Consider the following 17,894-nt stretch of genomic DNA (forward strand, 5'->3'; position numbering starts at 1 on the left):
TTTATAGGTAGATGTCAACTATGATTTTACTAGGTAGAGAACTCAATGGGGATAGATCAAATTTTCGATTTGGCATGATTCCGAATGAACCAAGAGCCTATGGTCTATGTGATTTCGAAGTTTATTTCAAAGACCGTCGAGCAGAACCACCAGCTAACCGTCAGGGTGATATTGCTAGAATTTATTTCTACATGCGAGATCAATACGGCCTAAGACTAAGCAGGCAACAAACTCAGCTTTTTGAAGCTTGGTCAAGAATGGACCCTGTTGATGAATGGGAAATTACACGAGACAATCGAATTAAAGCCTTACAAGGCAATAAAAACCACCATATAAAATAGATAATAAAATAATAGGGGCAGTATGCCCCTATTTTAGATCCCACTAATTAAACTGTATTTATCTTGAAATCTCACTTTGCAACTTAGCTATGAATGGATCTATGGATCTATCGTATTCATTGTAGTGATCAATGCCCGCCATTGAACCATATTCATCGTCAGCTTTTTTTGCAACATTGTTGACCTCCGAGTTTAAATCTGTGAAAACCAACAACGAACCATCAACTTCCTCAAAACTCTCACTATAAGTAGGATTTAACAACCTTACAGTGCTAGACAAATTACCTAAAGCCGCATTAAAACCGGAAACGTCTAAGATCGCATCGGCTTTACTTGAGCCATCCAACTTAACAAGTTCAGACTCTCTATCGCTAAAAGCCTTTGATATTAGCGACTTCCTATTCTCAAGTATTGCTTCTCGTATGAGTTTTTTCCTTAACTTTGTACGAGTAGACTTCGCAGAAGATAGTGTACTACTTGAACTTGAGCTATATGATGGCTCATCATCTTCAGTAACAGCATCATATATTTTTTTTGCCCCCCATATAACAAGAGGAGCAGCGAACCACCAAGCCATAAATACCTCCCATCAAGAGTTAGTCGCTAGACTTAAGAATTAATAACGTGTCATCGATAAGTGAGACACATACATCAACTTCATCAATATCATATTCAACTTTCGCATCAGCCTTTAAATTTTCAATATATTCATCAGTTTTGATGATTAGCTCATCCAAACCAGCTTTGATTGCCTTAGATGTACTATTCCAATACTCAGTTACAGCTTTCTCTATGTCATCAAACACCGACTCTTTACGAATTGCTTCTGCGGCTTTTTTTGCGAGTGATTTTTGCCAACTACCACCAGCTAGTCGATATATTATGTAACCAATTGCCGCAGCAAGAGCAATACCTATGGTAATAGGACCACCGATGGCTGCAACGAATGAAGTTACTGTAGTAACACTTCCAACCAACCCTAAAGACACCAATACTCCAGCTGCCTTTCCAACTAAAATATATGCACCTAAATTACTTGCTATAGTCGATACATATAATGCCATAGCTCCAAGACTTCCTAATCCCGCAAGACCTCCAACAAAAGCCGCTCTCGAGTTAAATGCACTAAACTCTGCACCCAATCCAGATATTTGGGTATCAATTCCTGTAGTTGAGATTGTGGGGGCAGCTTCCTGCCATCTCAGCAACAAAGAATCTAATTCCGTCGATACGGCTTTACCACTAGTCTTTAATGTGCTTTCTAATTTTGTAGTCAAAAGCTGACCAATATAATTGCCTAACTCAGATTGAGCCTCTTTCTTGTCCGAATAGGTGTCATTGATAAGCTCTTCGAGACCTTCAACAGAAGTGTTGTATTTGTAATAGGTACTAATAACATCCAAGTCGTGTTTTTTGTGGCTATTACATGATTCAATGAGAGAGTTAAAATCTTTTATCAACTGAGTAGACAACTCACGAAATCGCGCATCCTTCTCGTTGACCTCCTTAATTCTTTCGAAAGTCTCCGATTTCTTGTTTTTTAGATTTTCAATCTCACTCAATAGCATATTTTCGATATTCTTTAGAATATTAGAAATATACTTATCTACTATTGATTCTTGGTTCAAAGTTAGAGACGAAGCCATTTCGGTGATTTTTCGCAATGTATCACTACGATAGTCATTATTTTCACGCCAAAATGGTTGAACTCGTGCTGTTAGTTCTGAACTTTCTGGTAATTGCGTAATAAATCCATCTTCCATCCATGATGAAAATATTAAATTATCTAGTTGCTTTTTAATTCTCTTGAAGGTTACACGACCTACAGCTTCCACATCATCCCTGCTTATTTCAGAGTGACAATGAGACTGAATGAACATTAAATGATCAAGTGGTTTCTCCTTATCCACTGGTGGTCTCTGCCTGATGATATTTGATGCAAACCCTAAATCACTATCTTTGAAAAACCCGGTATGATTTGAAACAAAAACAACACCATCAGCAAGTTCTACACCACCGAGAGCCTTCTCAGTATCAGACTCATCTGAACCGTTAAGATCCCCTGGGGTATCCAACAACCAAACCGAACGAAGTATCTCGGAATCTGAAAAAACAATTGCGATATAAGCCTCATTTAATACATCATCTTCATGATTGTGTACTCCTAATCTATCCAATATTTCTGAACCACCTTGTTCAATTAAATATTTTTCGACATCAACTGGTGAATGAACCATATGCGGCTTAAAGCCCTTCTTAAACACAGCCACATTTCCTGAAATTGTTTCAGGCTTATCTGATTCGTGCATAAGAAGATTAACAACACATGTTGCTGGTTGGTATTTGGTCGGGAGCAATGACTGATTGATAACAGTGTTAATCAGTGTTGACTTACCTGCATCAAAATGACCAAAACATCCAATTACAGGCTTTCTATTAAGTCCATCTACTACAGCCTCAAGCTGTTCAACCTTACTTTTAAGCCCTATTGAATCGATATATTCATGATTGTAGCAATCGATACTATCTTTCACTGATGAAATAAGCGACTTCGCTGCCTCTACCTTAATTTTGATAGTTTGCTCACCAACTTCTGACATAATGTAATCATCCTCTTTATAAGTGTATTCCGTTAAAATTTCATAATACTTGCTTGGCTGAATCCCAACAGCTGATAAATACCCAGCAATCTTAATTGCATCAGCATTCATTGGTTGACTTTCAATTCTTGAAACAGCCCGTTGATCCAGTGTTCTTCCAATTCCAAAAACCTCAGATCTTGCAGCAACATCACTTTGGGACAAACCCGCATTTTCTCGGCTTGAAATTAAGAAAGTTCTTAAACGCTCATTTAGTTCATCGTGTTTCATTTTTCAGACCTATGATTTCAGCCACTTGTATATACCGTAAGTTCCAGCACCAATCGCCAATGGAGCTGCCGCAGTAATTGCAAGTCCGGCAACCATTCCACCACCAACTACACCACCTATGGCGGCAAGACCGGAAGTGACACCAGCAGCGCTTAAACCTGCAACGGAACCTGCCGCTGATACGGCACCAATTGAACCACCTACACCGCCGAGGCCACCAACAGCACCAGCGACTTTCGCTTTATCTTCCATTTCCATACCAACCTCTAGACAAATATGACTAATACAGCATCAATTTAGACAACTAAGTCTAACATGTCAACACCCTAGACCTATTTGTCTAGATTTTTTACGTTGAATGTAAATTGAGAACTGTACAGCTCAGCACGCAAGGAATACAAATTCCAAGGTTGGGTAATGTTTTCTCAGAAGTTCAATGGTTATTTCATATCGATATAGAAGGCTTTGCATCACAAAGCCTTCTGTTCTATGAGTGCGCTCAATTATTCCCCGAAATTTCTTCCGTCGCCTCCTGACGCAGTTTCTGGGCATCCATTCCGTTTAGCCTTTCAATAGCTCTATCTGCGGCACTTTGACGGTTTCCATCAACGTTTAGCGTACTTCCTGAGCCTGTGAGTCGTTCCAAATCCAGTGACGGTACTTCGGGTAGGTTGCCTGTTATCGATAAGATACCTATCCATTCATCCAGATTGACTTGGCTCCAATCCACCTGGTTTAACTGACTCGCGGTCAATCCTTCACAGTTGGGAGATTTCGCACTGCCCCAACCAAGGCCCAATTGAGGACGTACTTGTTCTTGAATGATCCGTGAAAGTGGCGAAGTAAAGCAGCAATATGACTGCCGTTTTTCAACACAGGCACCTAAGAACTTAGACTTGCAGTAAGAGCCTACATAGTGGCAACTCTTCAATACCCGCTTGGCGTTCATTTCAAACTCACTCTGCTCACATTTCCAGATAAGCTGAATGAGGATCATGGTGACTGAATAAATCATGTAGGCCGTCATAACCGTACTCAGAACCGCGCCCGCAGCGCCACCCAGCGCAAAGTTGCCGCCCGAAACAACACCATCGGCTCCGACAGCACCACCAACGTTACTAAACAGTGCCGATTGCGCCCCCGAACCAAAGGTAGAGCCTACCCATTCAGCCGTTTTGTTGGTCAACACCTGCATGAAGCCAGTCGCAGCTTGCTCCGCTCCCGCGCCAGCAGCCGTTGATGGCCCAGCCCCCATGAGAGAGTCCCATGCAGACACAAAAGGCTCTTGGACCGCACTCCAAGTACTCGTGATTGGCTCCCTAAGCGTATTCCAGGAACCATAGATTGCCGAAGACGGATTCATAGCCATGACTGCCGTATCAAGCTTGTTAACCGCCACTATCATCGTGATGTAGTCCGATAACGACACGCCACTTGGCTTTTCACAGCAATCCACTATGCCACCAACGGCTTTTTTGCACTGGCCAGCATTACCTTTAAAGACCGTACACTCGACGTTATCTTGGCCATCAGCTCCCGTACATGACATATCATTGGTCATAAACTGCGCCGCATTAAGCATCGCTGCGGCTTCTGCAAAGTTAGCCTGCTTGATTGACTCTGGCTCTAAACAATCTGTGCCCATACAGCGAACTGGCCCCTCACAGTTGTATTGAGTTTCCATTCGTGCATTTTGCACTTCAACGCTTTGTCCGCAGTCATACACCAAACTTTGGATATAGCAGAAGCCTTCATGACCAGCCCCGCCTTCAGTGCATTCGGTTCTGACGTACTGGCAGGCCAGGTTTTGCTCCAGCGCGGCACACGTATTGGTGGTCGTGTTTTGTCCGTTATTAACGATGGTTTGTGTATTACCATTGGCATCTACCCAGCTATCTGAGCTGCCCATGTTGAACTCTGGATGAGCAGTCGAAGCATTGTAGGTTGCTCTTGCCCTCCAGCATGAGAGTCCCAGTCCATCAGAGCTGCCGCGACTGGTTAAATGAACAGGAGACGAAACAACCGCTGGATAAAGGCTCCCAAGATTGGCCAACTCGCCACTACCAACCGTTAACCCGTCGATTCGTTTTGTGCCCGTATCCAAACACTGCCACTGCACGGCAGTAAACTGATCCGTTTGCATCAAGCATTGGTCTATGCCCGGATCACTTGATTGATGAACAACGTCCTGTTCTAAGTACTTGCCAGAGAAGGTCAATGAAGCGCTCAGTTTCGCAGGAGCCAAACACTTCTGAACTTCTCGGCTGCAAGTATCGAAATCGACTTTGTTCCAGCCGGATTCACATCTGGAACGAGTAACTTCCTGAGGTTCATGCCACGAAATAATCGACCCATTAACGACCTTACACAATGAACCAACTAAGGTTCCTTTTGGACAGGTCATTTCAGGGTATTTAATGGACGGTTTCGTCTCTGTGACCGTCTCCTTGTTGCCCGTCAATGAGAGTGTCGTTTTCCAGCCATTTGCCTTGGACGGCGACTCGGTGATTTTTATCTCAGTATTTTGATTATCAAACACTCTCAGCGTCGCGTTTCCAGTTTGCATAGTGCTGCTGTGCTGTGGAACAAAACTGAGCGTTTCGGAGCTAAAGCAACCACGCTCAATGGACCAGCTTTGTTGATGGGTTTGGGCGGATATACGTCGTTCTAACTGACACTCAGTAAGCGTGCTGATCTTCTCGCACACCTGGTAATCCGGTACATGCTTGGTTTCAGTAAATGGCGTAATCGTCTGAGTAGGCTCACAAGCTTCAAAACTACTTGGCATAAGGTTGGATACCACACACTTTGGATCGCTGGTTTGCAATCCACAGTCATAGGTATCGGTAAAACGAATGCATTCACCTTTATCATTGGTCTCGGCACATTCTGACGACATGAATCCACAGGAAGGATTCGCTTCAAGCACTTGGCAGGCCTGATTTTCAATCCCCTTATAGCTTTCATCATCCACACTAACTTGAACACGCCGACACAAAGGCGATATGCCAGCCACTGGGCTTGGGGCAAAGTAGGATTCACAAACTGAAACACCATTGACCACCGTACATCCGTTGGTTGAAGAAGGCTGATCCGTGCATTGAATGCTGTAGTCTGAAAACTTCGTCGGGATATCCGCTGCTTGTTCGATACAGGATTGTGGCGACCAACTATCATTCATCACCACCTTGGTTGGATCAAAGCGCACCTTGATGCGTGCATACCCCTCACCACTACCAGTGACCGATACGCGAATTTTTACCGGCACTTCTAAACCTGGTTCTACCGCTTTTAGCCTGGCAGTGAGATCGGTATTTGGATTGCGCTCCCAACTGGTACTGAGCTCGCAGCGACCTGCCGTTTCTGGTGGAAAGTTATTGTTCGGCCCAGACCAGACTTTCTGATCGCCAAGCCACACCTGCATGTAGTCATCCCATTTGGCGTACTCAAGAACGGCTGAAGTAATCGCATCGGGGTTCACGACTTTGAGTGTGATGGCCTGTTCAAACACTTTACAACGGCCACTCCAGTAGTTGTCGCCAATTCGTCCAATCCAAACTTCAAGACATCCCTCACCACAAGAGCGAAGGTTCATTGGTCCTGAAACATGCTCAATAATGCCTGCCGTGTAATCGTGAGTAATAGTGCAGCTGTTAACCGCTGTATTGAGCCTGTCGCATTGCTGGTAATTTGGGCTACCTTCACCTTGAGACTCACAGCCGGGGAAGCTTTGCGTTAATAGATTGGGGGCAGTTTGAACCGCATCAGTTAATGCCCAAAGCGGATCATTGACCATATCTGGCCGAGACCTGTCTTTGATTTGCTGTAGCGAACGAAACGCCTCACCCGTAGCGCCACTTTCGGATGCCATGCTCTCTTGGCGCTGTGTCCCCATTTGATTCATGCTGGCATCAGAGCCATAAACGCCCGTTAAGACATCCAATGAGCCCTGATCCATACCAGGGAAAAGCTCTTGCAAGTTAATGGACTCATTACCACTGCCATTCGGCACCGACAATGTATTGCCATTGAGTGCGGGCATCGTCCAGTTTTGCAGCAATTGCTTACCTTCTTGTTGTCCGCTTAGGCCGGATTGGCGCTGCACATCAGCGGCCACACCATGTAAGGGCAGGCACGCCATAGTGATTGATAAAATACCCGCTAAAACTCGGGTAAAAAGTGTTGGTTTCATGGTTAACCTCCCGAGTTACAGCAGTCTTGCCAGCGCCACAAAATGTAGAGCGCATCTTCACCGGCACCGGGGATCGTTCGCCACTCTCCCCATTTCATGGTGCTTTCACCGATGACATGCGCACTTTCAGTTTCCGGTACAGGGAAGAACATACTCATCTTGTATTGGGATTTCGGCAGCATGGGTTCGATAACAGGTCGGCATAGCGCACTGTTCCCCATTGTTCGCCTTGCAAGACCACGCCTGTGTTGAGCCGCGATTGCTCGCGCTGCTAAATGGCTGGTGTTTTCTGCTAATGAGCCAAAGGCTAAGGTGTGGCCAGATAAGGGATAGAGATGGCCCCAACTGCCAGCACACCAAAACAACTGATCGATGGGTTTACCAAGCGTTGATGAAGCAGCGTCAGCGGTACAAGCAGATATAGCCAATGGATTGGCAACGGCAGCAGCTTCAGGCTGAGTAAAAAAGGCCAGTTCATCGTTCATCCATGTGGGGTCCAATTCGGACAAATACATCAAGTCAAAGTCCATGTAACCATCGGCATTGCAATTGCCATCCATGAACAAATCGAGCATGACCAAAAGCGGAAAGGCGTAATAATGGTAATGGTAGAAAGCGAGATCACCGGTATCGTATTCACCCTCGCCATGACCACCTTGCAGCCGCCTATCACCTAACGGTAAACGAATCCCTCCCAGGGAAGGCGAGCAACCCGGCGTTCTGACCAGTTCAATTAAACGCGCTGGCTCCCACATGCTGGTAACAATACCTGGCCTTGGCACGCCTAAGTTATCTTCACATAAGCAAAATGACTTGTTTGATGCGCCGCTTGGGACACTGCCAGAGCCAAGAGGAAGACCCGCAACTCGGATAGGAAAAATGCATGACCAGCAAACATCCGTCAGCAACTTACCCGACAATAAACCCGCGTCTGGGCAGGTCAGTTCGGCTTTTGCAGGAATAGATGCGCCAAGGACAAACATGACAATGAGAGTCCGCAACAGACGATACGTATTATTGAGCTTTTTCATGAACAAGCTCCTTTGCTGGAATTTCTTCTATTTCAAACGCGAGCCCCTTTGCTTGAACAAACGACGGGGTGACTTGCAAATCAAAGCGCTGCTTTAGCGAGCCATTGAGAAGGTAAACCGGACTGTCCAATGTCTTTTCGAGCGCATTGAGGCGATTCCAGCCTTGGGCACGGTCGAGCTGCGTGGTGATAAGCGTAATGCGGCGCAGTGTCCTATCTTGCGTCTCAAGCCAATGCGCTACTGCGTCCACTTCTTCAGCGTTCGACGCATTAAACACCACAAGCTGCTGAGTAAACGGCAAGGCTTTTAGCGGGTTAATACGCGTTCCTGCTGGGATCAATGTTCGGCCACTGGCATCCAATAGTGACCGCTGCATGACGATGGTTGGATCAACCATTCTTATCCGATACTGCGTGGCTTTGGGTAACTCAGTGAAAGTTTGGCGAGACCAGAATCGCTCAATGGCTTTTTTCTTTAACGCGCCCAAGTCAATCGACTGTAAACGCTGCATCGCCACTTGCATCAAATCCGGTTCTAAAATGGAATGAATAGGACCGCGTTGACCCAATGAACCGGTATTGCCTTTTTCAATTTGACGCTGCAACCAGTCCTTGCTGTAAACCCCTAGTGCACTTGCAGTCACCTTGTCATCTTCTATGCGGAAAATGGCAGGCACGCTAGTCACCCGCCAGTGCACAAAGGCTTTCGGATCGATTCGAACCTGAGGAACAGGATCAAGTCCCACCATCAGCGTATGCCAATCACGGATAGCCGCCCCCAAGTTCTTTCCTTCAGGAATTCCCCGAAACAACACAATAGCGCCGGTAGCACTGGCCTCTTTAAATAGCTGCTTCAGTGAGGAATCTCCCAGTGAGGACGACGCAAATATCAACCATTCATCGTTGTTTTTGAGCGACGCAGGTTGTTCAATCGGTGAAAAAGGCTCGATAAATTCAGATGAACCATCCACAGCACTTTGTAAAATGCTGCGGCTCATTTCGACGATCTTTTTGTCCTCGTCAGACAACGGATAAGGCTCTTGTGCCCAGGACACTTGAACCCAAGCCAATGGCGCAACCAACAAAAATAAGAGGTATAGTCTTCTCATCTTCCACCTCCTACCAAAGCGGCCAAGCGCGACCGACAATCTGCTCGCGCTTAACGGCATTCCAATAGCGGGAGTCGAAACTCGTTGCGGCCTCGCCGGAAAACCAATATTCGTTTTCTTGCAGCATCAATGAACGGCTAAATTCTGTTTCAGCCACACCAAGACGCTGGGCTAATGCCATGCCAGTAGAGACTTCAGCACCGTTCACCAGCACATGCTCAGGCGTCACCTTGACTTCATCCCCTGGCATCCCTGTTAGGCGTTTAAGCATACGAGTACCGTCGTTATATAACGGAGCAAGTCCTTTTGAGTGGAAGGCATACAAACCATCCTTAACGGGCTCTTTATTCCATAGGTCAATCAGATACACCGTGGTATCAGGCAGGCAGCGCTCTTGCTGGGTATCAATACCTATTCGGTAGCGCATCATGGCGTAGGTGCCTACCAAGGCCATGATTAACGCAAGAGCGGCCAACCGGATGAGATATGGCCGCCAAGGCATTCTTTTACGGAGTATCTGCATGAGACACCTCCTTTGAGCCTACTGGCACAAATATGGAATCATCAGCACCCACCACCGCTTGGGCATCCAGCACGATAAAACCGGCTGCTTTTAGCTTTTCAATTTGCTGATTGGTCTGAAGCAACCTGGATTCGATGTCTTGTTCGCTGGCATTGGGGCCCAGTGACAGCACCGCCTCCCCAAAATCCACGACTGCAATGGGCGTACTTAACGCCAACTGGCTGTGGATAGGTTCGAGTGTTTTCATTAAGAGCCAGCTGGTCATTAAACCGCTGCCTGCAATAGACAAAGTAATAGAGGCCATAAATGGCCAAAGCGTGGACTTATTCATAGCCTCGCTCCTTTAACAACTGGGAGATGGCATCAGCAACAGAAAGGCCTTTACGCGTTAACTGCTTAATCGCGTTTACATCTTCTGCACGGGACGAGTACAACAGCTTGTGAAACGGATCGACGATGAGGCGGCCAATCCCGGTGCCCATCTCGGTAATAAAGAAAATTTCGGAATAGACACCAGTGACGGTATGAACGGTTTTCAGGTATTCATAACCGCCTTCACCGAGTGGCAAGCGGCCTTCTTTTTTGAGCGCGTTGATGGTTTCAGCTTTTTGGCCAAGCAGGTACATATTGGCCGAGTTTTCAGCGATGGCTTTACCTGTAGGGCTGTCGTATAAATCGTTGACCGACTGCGTTACCGTTACAGCACTGCCGCCATATTTTCGAAATCGACGGTAACCCGTCTCGATAAACTTACCGACATCACCTTGAGTCAGCAGATCCCAGGCTTCGTCAATGAACACAATCTTGCGACGATCCCGCTCACCTAAGTACATCTCTTGTTGGATTTGGTAGATAAGCTGAAGCAACACCACTTGTTGTAGGTGCTTGCGCCCCTTGAGCTCTTCTAACTCCAGAACAGTGAAACGGTTTTTGAAACGAATATTGTTGTGACCATTAAAGAAACGGCCATATTCGCCCTGTGTCGTAAACGGATAGAGCTGCTCACCCACGTCTTGCACACGACGGTCTTCATGATTTTTTAAGGCCTCAGCCACATCATCAACCAACATGGCACGACCTTTTTTCTCCCAAAGTTCACGGGTCTGACGCTTTAGGTTGGCCATCTGAAAATCAGTTAATGACTGCGTAGGTGCGGCCATTGCAGCCAATAGCCCAACCAGCACATCCGCTTCTTCGTCATAGTCCTCAACAATTTCAAACGGATTCAAGCAAATGCCACTGTCCCGCCCGAACTGTAAGAACTCACCGTCATAGACTTCACACAGCTTTTCATAAGAGCGGCCAACATCAATCACCCAGCATTGGCCGCCTTCAGATAAGTAGGAGGAGATGATTTCGTTCACCAGGAATGACTTACCCGACCCCGATTGCGCCGCGATGCAACAGTTGTAATTACTGCCCGAGTCATAAAGGGACACACTCATGATCTGGCCATTACGGGAAACAAAGTTAATCACTGGCGTGCCCGTGCCTTTCCAATCCGCAAACAAAGGCAACAGAGGGATCACATGCCGTGTCGCCATGGTCTTGAATCGAAACAAGTCGTTCATCGCCTGGCGGTCGGCACCAAATGGCAGGGCATTCAGAAAAATGGGCAAACAGAAGTACTTGTCTTCCATCAGCTCAAATCCGAGTTCTTTGAAATAAGTTCGAGCATTTGAAACAGAGCTGATGGACGCTTCTTCCGTTTGGGAAAACAGCGTTAAGGTCATGTTTGCCCGAATAGGACGATCACCTTCTTGCAAGGCTTCAAAAAGAACATCAAATCCCTTTTTCTTGGCTGCAAGCACCGGCACAAACTTGAGCATCGGGCCATAGGCCTGATTGACCGCCCATTGACGCTTCGTCTCTAAACGAGATCGCATGGCCTCGGCTGAAGGAAAGTGAATGGTGACATTCAGCAAAAAGCTGCCGCGTAAACCGCGACTGCCCGTCATCATATCGCCCGCAAAACTTGCGGCATGACCAAACCAGATCCGCTCAGGCAAGCGCTTAAACGATAAGGTTTTAACTCGGTAATCGCCCAGCATCAGACCTTGGCTATCCACCTTGATAGCTCGGTCATAATCCAACACTTGCTCTCGAAGTGGTTTATCTGCCTCACTGCGGATTGGAGATGGATTGCGCCAAGAAGCATCTTTTCCCCAGTTAAGTTGCGAACTTAATGCCGCGAGCCAATTTCGGTCAGTCATCTCAGTGACGCGAAAACCAACCGTTGCCAGCGCTTGCGAGAAAGAAGCCCGAATCGCGGATGCTCGACTCAACTCACGCTCCGTCGGTATAGGACTTTCCAAAGGCAATTTGCAGGTGACGATCAGTTGAAAGTTGCGTACCTGAGTCTGGGTCGATTCTTCTATCGGTTGAACCGTGCCCCCATCGAGGAAATCCGCACGTTTGCGTATCGACGCCCTGAGCAATGGATCGGATTGACGATGCCGTAAGCCCATCATGCGTTGAAGGTCGGTTTGAATATCAGGCGAGGCGTACAGGCCAAATTGCAGCAAAGTGTCTTTTGGCCAGTCGTTGTTGAGTAGAACATTAACCCTATCTGCAACAGACTCATCACCACCCGGCAATGGGTCACATAGAAAACCAAAGCCAACACTCTGGTCTTCCATGAAAAACAGTTGCTCATCGTCTGAATAGGCCAATACTGGCAACAGCTCTGAAGCGCGTTGCCCTGAATACAGAGAGGCTTTCATTAACGCCCCTCCAACCAAGCAGAAAGATCATAAGGACGGCCTCGACTGATGCGACCATCATTGGCGACGATGAAAGGCACACCTTGAATGCCCAGGATTTGAGCCGTCACCAAGGTACGCTGCATTGGCTCTAAGTTGCAGGCATCATCCTGTTCTAGGTTACCAATCCGGCCATTGAGCAATGCATCGGTGGCCGCTTTCTTGTCACGCGCACAGCCAAGCTGGCGAACCTGACGCTCTGAATCAGGACCAAGCACTGGCACAGGGAGTATTTGGAAGGTGTATTCTTTGGTTAGCGGTAAAGCTTGTTTCAAAAGCTCATGGCAGTGCGGGCATCGTGGATCAACAAAGACCACCACTTTCTTTTTGCCTTCGCCCAGCGTCAGTGGGTTCAAATCATCCATTTTTAAGCCAAGACGACTTAAGTCCAGCGTGTTCCCCGCTTCACGAATTTCTTCAAGACTGGTAAGCGGCTTTTTGGACCAGGCATCATAGAGCGTGCCATCAATGACGAACCGGCCACTGTCTGACATGAAAACAATACGGCCATTGCTTTCGACCGCTTTCATACCCGTGACAGGTAAAGAAACCATGCCGTCAATTTTGCCAACGGGCGACACTTCAGACACAGGTTCAGCTTGAACCAATGGAGACAGCGCAAGCGCCAGAATAATTGGAGATAGTTTTCGCATGAGGAGTCCTCGTTAATGTAAATCGAGGCTCCAGTCTATGCAGTTGTCCTATGTGGACTCGGTTAGATAGATTGAAGAATTGAATACCTTACTAAATAGCTGCTCCGAAGTGTAGATCACCTGCGAAGGTGAACTCAGTGTTGAATGAGCGATCAGATAAGTCTCCAAACCGCACTTTACAGAAGCACTTGGTGGTTTTGAAACCGCCCCCTACAGGTAGATTTCGAGAGGCCTTCTCTCATCAGAAATACAGATCCAAAAGGTATTAACCTTTTGTTCGTGGCACACGCCAGCACAACACTTTGATTTTATCGCGCTGTTTTTGGTGAACAGGAATAATGCGCCACTTACTAACGGTAAATCGGTGTCACTTTCGATAATCGCGGCAAGGCCGTTGATGGACTTTCTAAAATCGACACTTTCACGATACAGATAAATCTCTAGTGAGCTCAGCATGCCTTTCATGATAGCGCACCGATGAGTTCAGCCAGGTTACTTACTGGCGTGCATTGGGGATTGCGCAGTTCGATATCATTGACGAAGAGTGTCATGTTGGCGGTTGCCACTTGGGCCTGATACTGAGTTATCTTTTCAACGACTTCTGCTCTAACAAAACCTTGAGATGCGCCAGTGTTGTTGAGTTGCTGGCGCTTGGCAGAGAACGTTGAGGGATTGAGTTGATTGAGCTTACAAAATGTGAGTGTTGATAATGAACTCGATTCAGATTGCTTGATTAGCGTTTGCCATTATTGGTTGGTGCATCGTTTGCCATTTTAAATCTCCTTATGGTTGGAGACTTGATCTTATTCTGCGTGTTAGGTGATTAGAATGCGCGGTTTATGAGGCGCTTACGCTCGATTTGCAAGTTCGTCGAGGAAAGCAGATATTCAGAGTAATAAGGCTCTGTTTTGCCGGAGAAATACGATTTTGCATCTGGCTTATCAACCTCCCGCGGGAAACCTACTAAGCGGATGATGTTATGGCAATCTATCGTTGTCGCTGGCAGGTGAAGTTGCGATTCAAAGAGTTGAAATCCCATACAAACTTGCAGAAATTTATGGCGGCACAGAAAGCGATTGTAGATGGTTTGGTATGGTCAAGCCTGCTCGCTCTGATCATTCGGCGAAGCGTCTTTCTTCAAATCATGCCATCAGTCTAGCTATTCAAGGCCGCCAAAAATGTGGAAATTTGGCTGTTGCCGATCTTGAAAGCATCAGCCAGCACGCATGGTCAGAAATAGCGGAGAGGATAGATTGGGCGACCCGTTATATAACGAAGAACGCCCAAAAAGCCCAACAGTCAAAAGACAAACAAAACATCACGTTAGATGGGATACTGCATGGGCTTAATTCTTAAGGTCCAGTCTATGAATGAATGCCCTGAATGCGAAATTTAAAGTTGCCTCATTCAGGAGGCAACCGTAAAAGGAAAATACTAATCCCGAGGAGGGAAGCCTGCTTCAATTAGAGCATAGGAGACCTTTTCAACTGATAATGAAGTTTTTACCGTCACCTTACGAGTCGGAGGATCAGTTAAAACTGTAGCCTCTGGGTCTATATCCTTAATTGCTTTAGTTACCGTCCGGGCGCAGCCCCCACATGTCATATTTTCTAAATGAAATTGCATTTATATACCTCCAGTTTGGTTTGAGTACTTCTGATTGTAGGGCTTTCCACTGTTGTAAGGTCAAGGTCTAAACTCATTTCACTCTGATATCTTTTCACTAAAGATTGACTATACTTTCTGCGTTTTTTCTTAATGACAGATTTCTTACTATAACGTAAAACACCGGCGTAAGTAGTAATCCAAAGAAGGTTACACCAAGCATACCGGCAAACACTGCAATACCCATGGCGTGACGCATTTCTGCTCCAGCACCACTAGCTAGTACAAGAGATATCACACCAGCAATAAATACAAGAGAAGTCATCAAAATAGGACGCAAACGTAAGTACGCTGCCTCGAGTACGGCCCCAAGCGGTGATCGTCACTAATTCTCCTGAGTCCTTGCAAAATCAACGATTAAAATGGCATTTTTTGCGGCCAGCCCGACTAAAACAACGAAGCCAATTTGAGTATAGATGTTATTATCACCGTTTAGATCCATATACCGCCAATTGCAGAAAGGAGTGCCATTGGTGCAATAAGCAGCACAGCAAATGGAAGCGACCAACTGTTGTACTGAGCGGCAAGAATCAAGAATGCAAAGAATACCGCCAATGGGAAAATATACAGTGCGGAATTGCCCGCTAATTTTTCCTGATAGGTCAGATCAGTCCATTCGTACGCCATACCTTCAGGTAGATTTTCCTTAACTATTTTCTCAATAGCATCTGTAGCCTGACCAAAAGAATATCCTGATGCAGTACCTCCCGTAATATCAGCGGATGGATAGCCGTTGTATCTCATAACGCGATCAGGATCTGAAGTTAGTTTGATATTGATCAATACTTATAAAGGGATCATATCACCAGCAGAATTCCTGACTTTCAATAATCCAATATCGTCTGCCTGCATACGGAATGGGGCATCAGCTTGAGTTATTACACGGTAGGTACGGCCAAATCCATTAAAATCATTGACGTAAAGCGATCCCAAATTTACCTGTAATACATCAAAAATGTCGGTCAAAGCTACCCCCTGAGATAGTCCGGATCTGCTCCAGACTGATACCTAATACTTTGCAACTTAGTATAAGCTGCAACCGCTCAACTTGCTCCTGCCTTTATTGCCTTTAGTTGTTGCTATAACGATCAGGAGCAGGTAAAAGACCCTGAGCCTCGTAGAACCCAGGGAGTCCTCGTTAGCTTTGCAAGCTCGCCGGTTTTCATACTCATCTACACACGCATGGAGGCGACTGCCACCATGCGTCATTTCTTGGTACGAATATCCAATACCAGTGCCAGTAGGGAAAAACTAACTATCGACTCGCTTGCGCCACACCACTTGGTGTGCTCTCTGTCCACCCGCCTCCCAGAGCCTTGTAGAGCGCGATAAGGTTGCTCAACCGAGCCAGACGCGTACGCACCAACGTCTGCTGCGCGCTGTACAGCGTACGCTGCGCGTCAAGCAAGGTGAGGTTATCGTCCACACCTTCCCTGAAACGTTGCTCGGCCAGGTCATACATGCCCTGACTAGCAGCAACCAGGAATTGCTCTGAACGAATCTGCTCATCAAGTGTTCGCTTGCCGGCAAGGCCATCAGCCACTTCACTAAAAGCAACTTGAATGGACTTCTCGTAGTTGGCGATCTCGATGCGCTTTTTTACGTGCGCCACATCCAGATTGGCGCGCAACGCGCCACCCCGGAAAATAGGCACCGTAATCTGCGGCAAGAAGCTCCAGGCGCGCGAACCCGATTCGAAGAGCCCATCAAGCGATGCGCTTGCCGTCCCCGCCGAACCCGTCAAGCTGATGGTGGGGAAGAAAGCGGCTCGCGCTGCTCCGATACTGGCGTTGGCACCCAGAAGTACCTGCTCGGCCGCGCGCACATCCGGTCGGCGCACGAGCAACTCAGAAGGTAGGCCACTGGGCAGTTCGGTCGGCACGATGCCATCCGGCAGCACTATGGCTTTGTCAAGTTGCTGCGACAGCTCAAGCGTCAGCGGCTGGCCGAGCAGTAGCACTAGCGCGTTTCGGTCTTTGGCCGTTTGACGTGTGTAGTCCGCGAAGTTGGCCTCGGCTGTACGCAGTACAATTTCCGAGCGGCGCACGTCAAGTTGCGTGGCATTGCCAGCCTCGAACAGTTGGGCAGTAAGTTCATGCGAACGCTTTTGCGTGCCGAGCGTCTCGCCTGTTAACTGCAGTAACTCCTGGTCAGCCCGCAACGTGAGATAGGCGTTAGCAACCTCAGAGATCAAACTCATCTGCGTCGCTATGCGAGTCTCGTCCATAGCCAAGTAGGAAGCCAGCGCTTGGTTGCTGAGGCTGCGGATACGGCCCCAGACGTCCAGTTCCCAGGCAGCGGTCACCCCAGCAACCTCGTAACGACGCACGACGTCGGCAGCGCCGGTGTTGCTGAGATCGGCTGGCAGTCGTTCTGCGGCCCCTCTGCCGGATACCCCCAAGTTCGGGAGCACCTCAGCGCGCTGAATGCGGTACAGTGCCTGCGCCGCCTCAACGTTGAGCGCAGCTTTGCGCATGTCGCGGTTGCTCTCCAGCGCGATACCGATCAATTGTTGCAACAGCGGGTCGCGGAAGAAATCTCGCCAGCCGATATCGGCCGCGTCCGTGACTGGGGCCTCTGGCGTCGCTTTCGCCGGTTCTGCATAGGCCGCGCCCGAAGGATATACTATATCAATCGGCGCTGGCGGCCGATCGTACTTGGGTGCCATGGAACAACCGGCTAACGCTATCGCGAAAGCTACCGGTGCCAAGCTCTTGGCAGGTTGTGTGAGTGCGAAAGGTTTCTTCAT

At 47.4% G+C, this 17,894-nt stretch carries 13 protein-coding genes and 3 pseudogenes; 2 read left to right on the forward strand and 14 right to left on the reverse strand.

Going from position 1 to position 17,894, the window contains the following annotated elements; all coding sequences use genetic code 11:
- Window positions 1-38: 38 nt before the first annotated feature.
- A pseudogene (locus tag B6N13_RS07910) lies at window positions 39-341 on the forward strand (endonuclease); the annotation flags it as partial.
- A gap of 58 nt (window positions 342-399) precedes the next feature.
- Here B6N13_RS07910 and B6N13_RS07915 read toward each other — a convergent pair.
- From B6N13_RS07915 to tnpB, 11 genes are all read right to left on the reverse strand, one after another.
- Window positions 400-918, reverse strand: coding sequence for a hypothetical protein (locus B6N13_RS07915; RefSeq protein ID WP_011788507.1), 519 nt, complete (start codon window positions 916-918; stop codon window positions 400-402).
- A 19-nt stretch (window positions 919-937) separates the two neighbouring features.
- Window positions 938-3,211, reverse strand: coding sequence for a dynamin family protein (locus B6N13_RS07920; RefSeq protein WP_011788506.1), 2,274 nt, complete (start codon window positions 3,209-3,211; stop codon window positions 938-940).
- Between the two features lie 9 nt (window positions 3,212-3,220).
- Complete coding sequence (locus B6N13_RS07925) at window positions 3,221-3,469, reverse strand: hypothetical protein (RefSeq protein WP_011788505.1); 249 nt, start codon at window positions 3,467-3,469, stop codon at window positions 3,221-3,223.
- Between the two features lie 241 nt (window positions 3,470-3,710).
- A complete protein-coding gene (traN, locus tag B6N13_RS07930) occupies window positions 3,711-7,403 on the reverse strand; it encodes a conjugal transfer protein TraN (protein ID WP_011788504.1) in 3,693 nt (1,230 codons plus the stop codon).
- A gap of 2 nt (window positions 7,404-7,405) precedes the next feature.
- On the reverse strand, window positions 7,406-8,434 hold the full coding sequence (locus B6N13_RS07935; protein ID WP_011788503.1) for a TraU family protein: 1,029 nt from the start codon (window positions 8,432-8,434) through the stop codon (window positions 7,406-7,408).
- Window positions 8,418-9,542, reverse strand: coding sequence for a TrbC family F-type conjugative pilus assembly protein (locus B6N13_RS07940; RefSeq protein ID WP_011788502.1), 1,125 nt, complete (start codon window positions 9,540-9,542; stop codon window positions 8,418-8,420). Before B6N13_RS07940 ends, B6N13_RS07935 begins: the two co-directional genes overlap by 17 nt.
- Window positions 9,543-9,552: 10 nt before the next feature.
- Entirely contained in the window at window positions 9,553-10,065 is a 513-nt protein-coding gene (locus tag B6N13_RS07945) for a S26 family signal peptidase (RefSeq protein WP_011788501.1), read from the reverse strand.
- Window positions 10,049-10,396 carry a hypothetical protein gene (locus B6N13_RS07950; protein ID WP_011788500.1) on the reverse strand — a complete coding sequence of 116 codons (348 nt, stop codon included), beginning with the start codon at window positions 10,394-10,396 and terminating at the stop codon, window positions 10,049-10,051. The genes B6N13_RS07945 and B6N13_RS07950 overlap by 17 nt, the downstream gene beginning before the upstream one ends.
- Window positions 10,389-12,788, reverse strand: a complete 2,400-nt coding sequence (traC, locus tag B6N13_RS07955) for a type IV secretion system protein TraC (protein ID WP_011788499.1) — start codon at window positions 12,786-12,788, stop codon at window positions 10,389-10,391. The genes B6N13_RS07950 and traC overlap by 8 nt, the downstream gene beginning before the upstream one ends.
- Entirely contained in the window at window positions 12,788-13,480 is a 693-nt protein-coding gene (locus B6N13_RS07960; RefSeq protein ID WP_001228924.1) for a DsbC family protein, read from the reverse strand. Before B6N13_RS07960 ends, traC begins: the two co-directional genes overlap by 1 nt.
- Before the next feature lie 210 nt (window positions 13,481-13,690).
- A complete protein-coding gene (gene tnpB / locus B6N13_RS07965; protein WP_011788498.1) occupies window positions 13,691-13,945 on the reverse strand; it encodes an IS66 family insertion sequence element accessory protein TnpB in 255 nt (84 codons plus the stop codon).
- Between the two features lie 388 nt (window positions 13,946-14,333).
- On the opposite strand from tnpB, the pseudogene B6N13_RS07975 reads away from it, so the two are divergent.
- A pseudogene (locus B6N13_RS07975) lies at window positions 14,334-14,836 on the forward strand (IS4 family transposase); the annotation flags it as partial.
- 78 nt (window positions 14,837-14,914) lie between these two features.
- Here the strand turns inward: B6N13_RS07975 and B6N13_RS07980 are convergent.
- The 3 genes and pseudogenes from B6N13_RS07980 to B6N13_RS08010 form a co-directional block, all read right to left on the reverse strand.
- Window positions 14,915-15,106, reverse strand: a complete 192-nt coding sequence (locus B6N13_RS07980; protein WP_015066565.1) for a heavy-metal-associated domain-containing protein — start codon at window positions 15,104-15,106, stop codon at window positions 14,915-14,917.
- A gap of 97 nt (window positions 15,107-15,203) precedes the next feature.
- Window positions 15,204-16,126 (reverse strand): annotated as a pseudogene (locus tag B6N13_RS23325) (efflux RND transporter permease subunit); the annotation flags it as partial.
- Between the two features lie 274 nt (window positions 16,127-16,400).
- Window positions 16,401-17,894, reverse strand: coding sequence for an efflux transporter outer membrane subunit (locus B6N13_RS08010; RefSeq protein WP_011788495.1), 1,494 nt, complete (start codon window positions 17,892-17,894; stop codon window positions 16,401-16,403).

It is taken from the genome of Marinomonas sp. UCMA 3892, from assembly GCF_012726345.1.
GTDB lineage: Bacteria > Pseudomonadota > Gammaproteobacteria > Pseudomonadales > Marinomonadaceae > Marinomonas.